We start from the raw sequence: 10593 nt of genomic DNA, 5'->3' as shown, positions 1-10593 counted from the left end.
ACCCAGCCCTGCACCGCCGGCCACTGCGCGAGGTCGAAATCCGCCTCCTCGGCGCGGTGGGTGTAGGCGAACAGGGCGAGGTCGGCGATGGTCGGCCCCTCCCCCACCAGCCATGGCGCGCCCGCAAGGTGCTGCTCCATGACATCCAGCGCGGCTGCGCCGCGGATGGCGCAGTCGGCCAGCCGCGCCTCGTGCAGATGCGCCTGCCGCAGCCACGATTTCAGATAGCGCGCCACCGCGATATAGGGCTCATGGCTGTACTGCTCGAAGAACAGCCACTCGTGCACGCGGGTGCGGGCAAGACCCGGCGGCGGCAGCCAATTGGTGCCTTCGGCGAAGTGCAGCAGGATGGCGTTGCTCTCCCTGAGCGCCGTCCCGTCATCCAACACCACGACGGGAACCTTGCCGATGGGATTGAGGGCGAGGAAATCCGGCGAGCGGGTGCCGGCGGCGCCGCTCGAGGTCTCCACCCACTCGAAGGCGTGGCCGGTGAGGCTGAGAATCTGCGCCGCCTTCCAGCAATTGCCCGACCCGTTCATCCCATAGATGCGCATCGCCGATCCCGATCGCTCCGGCCTCACATCTTCCGCTCGGCCAGCGGCGGCAGGTATTCGCCGGTGAAGATGTCCGCCGCCGTGGGCTTGGCCTTGAAATCGTAGGTGACGGCCACCTGGTCGATGGATTTGGCGAGCCGCGCCGGGTCCACGTCGCCCACGCCGTTGGCCTTCACCCAGGCGGTGACAATGTTGTCGCGCAGGGCCATTTCCAGGCGCGCCAGCTCGATGGCCTCGTCAGCGGTCTCGTTGCGCTTCATCACCGAGGCGATGGCGGCCTTGGGATCGCGGGCGGTCTCGATGATGCCCTTGATGGTGGCCTTCACGAAGCCCTTCACCACCTCGGGATGGGCCTTGGCATAGTCCGGGTTCACCATGATGGCGTTGCCGTAGAGCACCAGCCCGTACTTGGACATGAGCATCACCACGATGTCGTCGGCCGGCACCCCCTTCTGCCGCAGGTTGAAGTAGGAGGAGAAGGAGAAGCCTGTGATGGCGTCCACCTGTCCGGCCGCCAGCATGGGCTCGCGCACCGGGAAGCCCACATTCTCGATCTTCACCTTGTCGGCGTCGATGCCGTTCTCCTTCACGAAGGCCTTCCACTGGGCGAAGGCGCCGTCGGGCGCCGGGGCGCCCAGGGTCTTGCCTTCCAGGTCCTTCGGCTTGGCGATGCCGGTCTTTTTCAGGGTGACGATGGAGAAGGGCGGCTCGTCATAGATCATGAGCACGGCCTTCACGGCCTTGTCCGGATTCTGGTCGCGGAACTTCATCAGCGAGTTGATGTCGAAGAAGCCGATGGGATAGGTGCCCGCCGCCACCCGCGCGATGCCGGCCACCGAGCCGGGGCCGGAATCGATGGTGACGCTCAGCCCCTCGGCCTTGTAGTAGCCCTTGTCCAGCGCCACGAAATAGGGCGCGGACGGCCCCTCGAACTTCCAGTCGAGGGCGAATTTCACGTCGGTCTCGGCCACGGCCGGCGCCACCGCGAGAAGGGTCAGCGCGGCGGCCAGAAGAGTACGCAACGGCGTCATGCAAGGCTCCTCCCGGTGATCCCGGTCCTGTGGCTCCATCCGCCCCGATCCGCGACGCGCCCGCGCGGAACGGCCGCTGCTGGTGAGGCAACGCGACCTTTGTCATCGGTATGCCACCGGAACAGCAACCCGCGTGCCAAGCCGCCGATTGACATCATCCCGCACGGCATCCCCCGCCTTTGCCCGCGCCCTTTTCCGAAGACCCGCCGGCGCGGCGCAGGGCAGCCACCGGATGCGCCCACATATTGAGCATCCTGTCGCGGTCCTGTGCAATGCTCAAGCCTCAAGCCGACACGCTGGACAAGCCGCCTCGCCTCGGCCATCCCGGACGCCGGGATCCGGTGAAGCGGCCAAGGGAGGTCACGGGCGATGCGGGCGAAGCGCGTGCTGCTGGCGTGGGAGCAGGGGGCCGGCTTCGGCCATACGACACAGCTCGCCCGCCTCGGCCGCCGGCTCATGGCCACGGGCAACGAGGTGGTGGCGGCGGTCCGCTATCCGCAGTTGTCGGCGCCCCTCGCCGAGGCGGGCATAAGGGTGATCCAGTCGCCGATCTGGCCGCCCCCGGTGCAGCGGCCGGAGGACGCCCGGCCCGCATCCGCCACCCTGTGCGACAGCCTCGGGCGCGCCGGCCTGCGCGAGGCCGCCAGCGTGCGGACGGCCCTGAAGGGCTGGCGCCTCATCCTCGATGCCGAGCAACCCGACCTGATGGTGTGCGACTACGCCCCCCTCGCAGCCCCGGCCGCGCGCGGGCGCTGCGCCATCATGCAGGCCGGCACCGCCTATTGCCTGCCACCATCGGACCTGGAGGCGATGCCGGCGCTCCACGACTTCGCGCCGCCCATGCACCACGACCGGGACCTGCTGGCGAACGTCAACGCCGCCCTGGCGGACGAGGGCCTGGCGCCGCTGGAGCGGATCGGCGCGCTGTTCGCGGGGGACGACGTGTTCGTGCGCACCTTCCCGCTCATTGATCCCTATGCCGACCTGCGGGAACGGCAGGCGGAGGGGCCGATCCTCGATGAGACCATCGGGCCGGCACGGTCCGATGCACGCGGCATCTTCGCCTATCTCCACACCGAGGTCGCCGGCCGGCCCGACGTCATGGAGGCCTTGCGCGCCCTGGGGCCGGAGCTGGAGATCCACGTTTCCGGCGCGGAGCCGAGCCTGATGGAGCCGCTGCGCACGGCGGGCGTGCGCGTCCACGCGCGGCCGGCGCCCATGTCCGAGGTCCTCGCCCGCAGCAGGCTGGTGCTGCACCAGGGCAGCGCGGGCGTCGCCACCGAGGCGCTCCTCGCCGGCATCCCGCAGGTGACGCTCTGCGTCCACGGCGAGCATTACATGAACGGTGAGTGCCTTGCCGCCGCCGGCCTCGGCCTCAACCTGCCCCTGTTCGATCCCCGGGTTCGGGTCGCGGTGGAGAGCATCCGCGCCATGCATGACGACGAGGATGCCCATTTCATCGCCGAGGCGGCGGGTCGCATGCACCGGGCGATGCTGGAGGAGAATCCCCTCGACGTGCTCACACGGCGCTGCCTCGCACTGCTTTGAGACGCGCGCGTCCTCGAAGCAGCATCACCTCCCTGGCTCGGGCAGCGCGAGCCATGCCTGACATCGCGCCGGGTTCGGGAGATGCTCCCGAACCCGGTTCGCTGCCTGTCGGCGGATCGACCGTTCCGGCCACCTGGAACGGACCGCGCCTCAGAAGCCGCCGCGCGACCCCCGGAAGCCGCCGAAACCTCCCGGCGCGGTGAGGCCGCCCTGCGGCGGCTGCGGCAGTTGCGGCACCAGCGGCCCCCCCGCGAAATAGCCGCCACCCCCGCAATTATAGGTGTCGGGCGGGCATGAGGCCTGCGGAACGAGGGGGATCAACACGTTGCCCTGGTTCTGCTGCGCCGCCTGCTGGGCGATGAGGTCAGCCTCGCCCTGCAGGTCGGTGTTCACATAGCGGCAGGATGCGGCAGCGAGGTCCATGGTGGTCTGGCCCTGCACCGGGATGGAGCAGGGATGGCTGGACCCGCGGTCGAGGCCGGTGACATCCGGCGTCGGCTCGGGACGGCCGCCATTCTGGCCGGTGCGGCTGCGGGTCTGGGCGATGATGGCGTCGATCTGGCCCTGCGACACGCGGGTGGGCCCGGCAATGCCGGCGCGGTTGACCGTGACCATGAAACCCGGCCGGCGCACCACCACGGTTTCGCCCGAGAGGCCGGTGATGGTCAGCGTGCCGAACTGGAGGATGGCCTGCGTCTCGCCATCGCGATGGGTGATCGCCGCGACGCCGCCGCGGATGCCGATGGTGGCCACCGGCGTCTTCACCTCGGCGCCCTCGGTGTGGCTCGCATTGCCGCCCACGAAGCGCACCGCGCCCTTGGTGAGGGAAATGGCCATGGACCCCTTCTTGGCATTGGGGTCGTACACGAACTCGTCGATCAGCAGGTTCGAGTTGGGGCCGATGTTCAGCGTGGTCTTGTCCACGAACAGGACCTGGACGCTGCCGGAGGCGCTGGTCTCGATGCGCTCGCGGTAGATGATGCTGGAGCCGAGCTCCAGCGTGCGCGCGCCGGCGCCGGTGGAGCGCGGGTTGACCGCGGCGGCCGTGCCCACCTGCTGGCTCTGGGCCAGGGCAGGACCGGTGGCAGCGATGAGGGCGAGGGAGGCGACAGAGGCAAGGAGTCGCGCAGGAGTGCTGATGGGCATGTGCGTCGCTCCTCAGAACCGGACGTTCGGGCCGACGGAGACGCTGAAATTGTCGAACCCGTAGTTCGGCAGCGTCGATTGCGACCAGCTGTATTGAACCTGCGTCAGCAGCCCCCACTGCTCATGGATCGGAACATCCAGCGCGAGACCCACGCGATACTGGTTGTCCTCCTGGGTGATCCAGCTGTTGATGAAGGGGTTGGGCTCGTCATAGCTGTAGCGCGAATAGCCGGCGCTCGGGATCGCCACCCAGCGGCGGATGCCCCACAGGCCCTGGAACTCGATGGGCACGGCTACGTCGATGGACACATTATCGTAAGAGTACCACGGCAGGTCGCCGCTCGCATTGTTGTAGGCCACGCGGGCGCGCCAGCCGGAGGCGTCGGTCAGGCGGCCGGAGAGGTTGGCGCCCAGGGTCCACATGTCGCCGCTCTGCAGGCTGGCCGTGGGATAGTCCCGCGAGTTCTGGTACTCGCGCTGGCGCACCTCGGCGAACGGCTCGACGGCGAAATACATGCTGAACGGCGCATAGAGCGACAGGCCGGCGCCATAGGTTCCCACATAGGCGTCGCCACCCAGCGCGATGCCGCCGCCAAGCACATAGGCCCGGATCGACGAGCCGGGCATCTGGTCCGGCAAAAGGGCGAAGCGCGGGCCGGTGTTGAACTCGGCATAGCCGAGATTGAGATTCTGCAGCTGGAACTGCTGCGAATAATAGAGGTTGGCGTTGCTTTCCCAGACATCGCCGCGCTGGTTGCCGAAGTCATAGACGTGGCGGACGGTGGCGAGGGCGAAGGCGTTCCCGTCCGCCTGCGCCGTCGAGCCGGGCGGCAGCAGCGCGGTCAGGTCCTGCCCGAGCACGAGGCGGCTCGAGGGGCCGTAATTGGCGTTGGACTGGTAGCGCACGCCCACCTGGGCATAGACGGTGATCTGGTTGGGATCGAGCCGCCGCGAGATCTCCACCATGTAGGCGGCGATATTGTCCCGCTCGGCCGTGGTGAGGGCCGGAGCCTCGGCGATGGGCTCGAAATAGGAGCGGGCGGATTCGTAGGCGCCGAGCCGGTAATAGAGGCGCCCCAGCTCCAGCTTCACCCGCACCAGGTTCGGATTGTAGAAGAGGATGCGCTCGTAGACGCCGATGGCGGCCTCGTAGTCGCCCACCTCGATGGCCCGCCGGGCCAGCCGGAAGGCCAGCTCCACGTCGGCGGGACGCCTCATGGACTGGTGGAAAAGCTGGTTGAATTCGGGGTCGGCATTGGCGACCGCCGTCTGCTGCGCCTGGGCGTGCCCGACGCCAAGGCCCGGCGCACCGCTCAGGACCAGGGCACCAACAGTCAGGGTGCCCGCCGCAAGGGCCCCCATGGTGCGTCCCAGACCCGTCGCGAGGGCGACCGATCGCTTTCTGATTTCCGCATGTGTCCGCAATACCAGCATGCCTGATCTCTCCGGCGTTTGCTGGCAAGGCCCCGCCCCTTGCCCTTAAGTGCTCCTTAACACTTCACTTCGGGAAAAGGGATTCGAGCGCGACAGGAAATGTCCGGCATGCTGAACATTTCCTGACAGGAAGAGCATTTTTATCACAGGCACGCATGTTGTGCGTCACCTTGCTACCGCCCCATCCCCCCCGCGCGGGCCGGATCGGCCAGAGATCGCCGTCCGAACCGCGCGGGCGCCGCGCCGCCTTGAGCACGGCCGCGGCGTCCGCAGGTCGGGTTCAGCGCACCACGCAGCCCCGCGGGTAGCCCGGACGCGTGCAATAGATCACCCGGCGCGGCGCCACCACGACAGCGCCGGCCACCGGCGCCGGGCGCACCACAACCGCGGCCGGGCGCGCGACGCAGCCCTTGGGGTAACCGACGGTCTTGCAATAGACCACCGCCTGGCTTGTGCCCGCGCTCGCCATGAAGCCGGCGCCCGCCACCGCCACCAGAAATGCGAGCCGGACCGCCTGCGTCCTGAATGTCGTCATTGGAACCTCCCCCTTGCTGCCCGGCGTGGTTGACCCCGGCCACCGTCTGTTTGCGCGGGGCGCGACTCGGCGAACCCCGCCTTGACCCCTTGTAGCCCGCAATAGCGACTGATTGCCCGTTGCATTCGCCGAAAAGCGTCCCGCTTCCACTGGCCCGACCGCGCCCCGCCCGGCGACGGGCGAGCCGGCATCCCGCCACGCACTTTTCCATTGCATAAACGCAATGAAATTGAGCTTCTTATCAGTCGTTCCTTGCCTAAATTAGATCCAACGCCGGATTGCCACCGGCCAGGAGATCAGACCATGACCAGCAAGGGCCTTCACCACATCACTGCCATTGCCGGCTCGGCCCGGCGCAACCTCGACTTCTACACCGCGACCCTCGGGCTCCGGCTGGTGAAGAAGACCGTCAATTTCGACGATCCCGGCACCTACCATTTCTATTTCGGCGACGAGGCCGGCCGGCCCGGCTCCATCCTCACCTTCTTCCCGTGGGAGCATGCCGATGAGGGGCGTGCCGGCGTCGGCGAGACCCAGGAGACCGCCTTCCGCATCCCGGAGGCCTCCATCGGCTACTGGACCGGCCGCCTGATCGCCTGCGGCCTTGCCCCGGAGTTCCCGGAGAAACGCTTCGGCGCCTCGGTCATCGGCTTCAAGGACCCGGACGGCATGCGCCTCGCCCTCGTGGGCGTGCCCGGCATCGACGCCGAGCCGGCCTGGGCCGGCGGCGAGGTGCCGGTGGAGCATGCCATTCGCGGCCTGCATTCGGTGACCCTGCTGCTCAGGGAGGCCGGCCCCACCGCCGCCATCCTCACCGATGTGTTCGGCTTCGCCGAGACCGCCCGCGAGGGCACCCGCATCCGCTTCACCGCCGCGGGGACGGAGGGAAGCGGACAGATCGGCACCATCGTGGACATCCGCGAGGCCGGCGGCTTCCTCGAAGGCCGGCAGGGGCAGGGCAGCGTGCACCACATTGCCTTCCGGGCCGCGGACGATGCCGCCCAGGCCACCATGGCGGAGCGGCTGACCGCCGCGCACGGCCTGCGCGTCACCGAGCAGCGGGACCGCAATTACTTCCGCTCGGTCTACTTCCGCGAGCCGGGTGGCGTGCTGTTCGAGATCGCGACCGACGACCCCGGCTTCGCCGTGGACGAGGCCCCCGAAAGCCTCGGCGCGGCGCTGAAGCTGCCCGCCCAATACGAGGCCCACCGCAGCGAGATCGAGGCGACACTGCCCGCCGTCGCCTGACCCGTCACCCATCGCCCGGCCGCCGCGCGCGGCCGGGCCTCTGCCCCTCACTTCATGCAAAGCGGCTGCATCGGCGACCGGATCGGACCAGCCGCGAGGAGCTATCCATGGCTTCGACCCTCAAGCGGGATGCGCCCGCGCTCACCTTCACCCATCGCTTCGAGCCCGCCACCCTTGTCGGCGCGACGCCGCTTCTGCTGCTCCACGGCACCGGAGGCGATGAAACCGACCTTCTGCCCCTGGGCCGCATGATCGCCCCCGGCGCGGCCCTGCTGTCGCCGCGCGGACAGGTGAGCGAGGCCGGCATGCCCCGCTTCTTCCGCCGCCTCGCGGAAGGCGTGTTCGACGAGCAGGACGTGGCGCGGCGCGCCCACGAGCTCGCCGACTTCATCGGCGCGGCGCGCACGGCCTATGGCCTTGCAGCACCCGTGGCGGTGGGCTTCTCCAACGGCGCCAACATCGCCGCCGCCATGCTGCTGCTGCGGCCGGAGGCGCTCGCCGGCGCGGTGCTGTTGCGGGCCATGGTGCCGATTGCCGCGCCACCGGCGGGCACCCTGCCCGGAACCCCGGTTCTGATGCTGTCCGGCGCCATGGATCCCATCGTGCCCCCAGAGAATGCCGCCCGGCTCGCGGCCCTGCTGACGGCTCGTGGCGCCCTGGTGGAGCAGCGGACGCTGCCGGCGAGCCACGGACTGACCGCCACCGACCTGACGGCCGCACGGGACTTCATCGCCCGGATCGGCCGCCCCGGCGCGGCCTGACCGCCCTTACCGAACCGCCGGTGGCCGCCTGGACATGTCCTTGGCTGCCTCCCGGGGCGGTTCACGGGCGGGCTCACGGGTGAGTTCCCTGGCCGCGGCCTTCGGCGCATCAGCCACCGGCGCCGTGGCCGCAGCCACGATGGCCGGCGCCAGGAGATCGGCCAGGCAGGCATAGCCCTTATCGTTCATGTGGAAGCGGTCCCAGGACAAGGTGGAGCGGAAGCCCGCCGGGTCCTGGGCCGCCCACTGCTTCATCATCACATAGCGCGGCAGCAGCGGCACGCCGCGCTCGGCGGCCGCATCGCCCACGGCGGCCACGAAGCCTTCGTAGCGGGCCAGATCGAGGATGGCCGGAAAATATTGCTGGTCGATCACGAGAGCCGCCGCCCCGGCCGCGGCGATGCCATCGAGCCCCCTGCCGACCAGCTGCCTCAGCCGCTCCGGATCGCCCCCAAGGATCACGTCGTTGGTGCCCACCTGCCACAGCACCAGATCGGGCACGGGCGGCGTCGCCAGAAAGACCTCCAGCCGCCGCAGTGTGGCCGGCGCGTTTTCCCCCGATACCCCGGCATTGGTGATCTCGACGCTCCCCTCCCCCAGCGCGGCTTCCAGCCGATGGGCGAGCTGGCTCGGATAATTGGCGGCCGCGCCGGAGGCCCCGGCCCCGGCCGTGGTGGAGGAGCCGATGGCGAGGATACGCAGCGGCCGCCCCTCGGCCCGGGCCGTCGCGGCCTGCTTCAACACCAGTGGCGGCGCGGGCCGCGCCTCCGAGGGGCAGGCGGCGGCAGGCGCACAGAGCAGCGCAGCCGCCATGAACGGTGCAAGACAGTACATGGCGCCATGGCGGCGCGGACGAAGGCTGGAAAAGGCCAGCGGGACCAGGGGACGGAGAAACATGTCGCCGCCACAGTGCGTCGATCTGGACCGCAAACGCAAGGTCTGGCGAGGTTATCGCCTGCCACGCGCCGAACCGGCGTCGCGCGGGTCCAAGGCGACCACAGGGCAGACACCCGGCCAGGGGCGACAGGAGCGGCAAATCTGAAGCGGGGATCTGGATGGCGGGAGTGACGGGGCTCGAACCCGCGACCTCCGGCGTGACAGGCCGGCGCTCTAACCAACTGAGCTACACCCCCCCGAACCGGCGCCGGACGAACCGTGCCGCCGAAGAGAGCGGCGTGGTACGGCACCCCTCTTCGCAAGTCAAGCAACACGCGCACATTTTGCGCGGCACTTGTCCACAGGCCCGGCGAAGACATAGTGACGGCAAAGCTTTGCGCCGCTCCTGCGGCGCACGCGCGCGAAGCCCGAAGACCAGGGCGCGGCGCGGCGGCGAATCTCCGCGCGGAACCCGTTCGGGCGACGAATCCGCCTCTCATCTTCGGAGAAAAAGCGCGGGGCGATCGGAGCGCGAGGCATCCCGATCGGCGTTCATCGACGCGGCAGGCGCGGTATGGCAGGAAGCGGCGTGGCCTGGTGGGCGGTGACGGGCTCGAACCGCCGACCCTCTCGGTGTAAACGAGATGCTCTACCAACTGAGCTAACCGCCCAGGCCGGAAACCATGAAGGCGCTATAGTCCCACCCGTCTCAGCCGGCAAGATCCACGGCTGGAACGACGCGAATGCTGAGGAGACGGGCAAGGGCACACGGCATCTGCCGCAATCGGAGGCGATACATCCATCGCCGTCGCGCGCACCGGCGCTCCTGCTCCGCCGCGGACACCCTGCGGCCTCGGCAAGGGACGGCCGCATGCAGGATCACGATGGTCTGAAGCGGATGGCGGCCCCGCCGCCACCCCGTTCTGCCTCGGCTTGCCCTGCCCTGCCGCCGGGCGGCTTCCGAGGCGCCGCCGCACGGCTCGGGGACGCTCCGCCCGCGACAATGCGCGGGCCGGGAGCGTCCGGGAAGCCTTTGGAAGGACCCCTCACCGAAGGGCCTTGGGCCGATCAGCCGTTGACGGCTTCCTTGAGGCCCTTGCCGGGGGTGAACTTGGGAGCCTTGGACGCCTTGATCTTCACCGGCTTACCGGTGCGCGGGTTGCGGCCCTCGCGAGCGGCGCGCGTCACCACGGAGAAGCTGCCGAAGCCGATCAGCTTGACTTCCTCGCCCTCTTTGAGCGCCTTGGCGATGATGTCGAAGGTGGCGTCCACAGCCGCAGCCGCGGCCGTCTTCGTCAGCTTCGCCTCTTCGGCCACCGCGGCGATCAGTTCGTTCTTGGTGGTCATCTGACCTTTCCTTCCGTTGTCAGAACACGAATCGTGAAGGGTCAAGCCCCCACGGACGGCGCGAGCATCACGGAAAATGCGGCATTTGCAAGCGTGATCGGCGTCAAACCCGC

At 69.2% G+C, this 10593-nt stretch carries 10 protein-coding genes and 2 tRNA genes; 3 read left to right on the top strand and 9 right to left on the bottom strand.

Annotation, left to right across the window (positions count from 1 at the left end):
• Together K9U40_RS04745 and K9U40_RS04740 are read right to left on the bottom strand one after the other, a co-directional pair.
• A partial coding sequence (locus K9U40_RS04745) for a glutathione S-transferase family protein (protein WP_282889064.1) occupies window positions 1–554 on the bottom strand: 554 nt, incomplete at its 3' end.
• Window positions 555–577: 23 nt separating this feature from the next.
• The gene (locus K9U40_RS04740; protein WP_282889063.1) at window positions 578–1585 is read right to left on the bottom strand and encodes an ABC transporter substrate-binding protein; all 1008 of its coding nucleotides are present in this window, start codon (window positions 1583–1585) and stop codon (window positions 578–580) included.
• A gap of 369 nt (window positions 1586–1954) precedes the next feature.
• Here K9U40_RS04740 and K9U40_RS04735 point away from each other — a divergent pair, with 369 nt between their 5' ends.
• Window positions 1955–3133, top strand: a complete 1179-nt coding sequence (locus K9U40_RS04735) for a glycosyltransferase (RefSeq protein ID WP_282889062.1) — start codon at window positions 1955–1957, stop codon at window positions 3131–3133.
• 150 nt (window positions 3134–3283) lie between these two features.
• Here K9U40_RS04735 and K9U40_RS04730 read toward each other — a convergent pair whose 3' ends face one another.
• The 3 genes from K9U40_RS04730 to K9U40_RS04720 form a co-directional block, all read right to left on the bottom strand.
• Entirely contained in the window at window positions 3284–4279 is a 996-nt protein-coding gene (locus tag K9U40_RS04730) for a FecR family protein (protein WP_282889061.1), read from the bottom strand.
• Window positions 4280–4291: 12 nt separating this feature from the next.
• A complete protein-coding gene (locus K9U40_RS04725; RefSeq protein WP_282889060.1) occupies window positions 4292–5641 on the bottom strand; it encodes a tetratricopeptide repeat protein in 1350 nt (449 codons plus the stop codon).
• 352 nt (window positions 5642–5993) lie between these two features.
• Window positions 5994–6248 (bottom strand): hypothetical protein, encoded by a 255-nt coding sequence (locus K9U40_RS04720; RefSeq protein WP_282889059.1) that lies wholly within the window; start codon window positions 6246–6248, stop codon window positions 5994–5996.
• 303 nt (window positions 6249–6551) lie between these two features.
• Between K9U40_RS04720 and K9U40_RS04715 the strand changes: the two genes are divergently transcribed.
• Both K9U40_RS04715 and K9U40_RS04710 read left to right on the top strand, forming a co-directional pair.
• Window positions 6552–7496, top strand: a complete 945-nt coding sequence (locus K9U40_RS04715) for a ring-cleaving dioxygenase (protein ID WP_282889058.1) — start codon at window positions 6552–6554, stop codon at window positions 7494–7496.
• 107 nt (window positions 7497–7603) lie between these two features.
• On the top strand, window positions 7604–8257 hold the full coding sequence (locus tag K9U40_RS04710) for an alpha/beta hydrolase (protein ID WP_282889057.1): 654 nt from the start codon (window positions 7604–7606) through the stop codon (window positions 8255–8257).
• A 6-nt stretch (window positions 8258–8263) separates the two neighbouring features.
• Here the strand turns inward: K9U40_RS04710 and K9U40_RS04705 are convergent, their stop codons facing one another.
• The 4 genes from K9U40_RS04705 to K9U40_RS04690 form a co-directional block, all read right to left on the bottom strand.
• Window positions 8264–9154, bottom strand: a complete 891-nt coding sequence (locus K9U40_RS04705) for an SGNH/GDSL hydrolase family protein (RefSeq protein WP_282889056.1) — start codon at window positions 9152–9154, stop codon at window positions 8264–8266.
• Window positions 9155–9313: 159 nt separating this feature from the next.
• Window positions 9314–9390, bottom strand: a tRNA-Asp gene (locus K9U40_RS04700).
• Window positions 9391–9728: 338 nt separating this feature from the next.
• Window positions 9729–9804, bottom strand: a tRNA-Val gene (locus tag K9U40_RS04695).
• Between the two features lie 397 nt (window positions 9805–10201).
• A complete protein-coding gene (locus tag K9U40_RS04690; RefSeq protein ID WP_203192292.1) occupies window positions 10202–10480 on the bottom strand; it encodes an HU family DNA-binding protein in 279 nt (92 codons plus the stop codon).
• Between the last annotated feature and the right edge of the window lie 113 nt (window positions 10481–10593).

The organism is Xanthobacter autotrophicus, assembly GCF_030015065.1.
Classification (GTDB): domain Bacteria; phylum Pseudomonadota; class Alphaproteobacteria; order Rhizobiales; family Xanthobacteraceae; genus Xanthobacter; species Xanthobacter autotrophicus_D.
The sequence above is the reverse complement of the archived record's forward strand: the minus strand, read 5'-3'. Positions and strand labels throughout refer to the sequence as shown.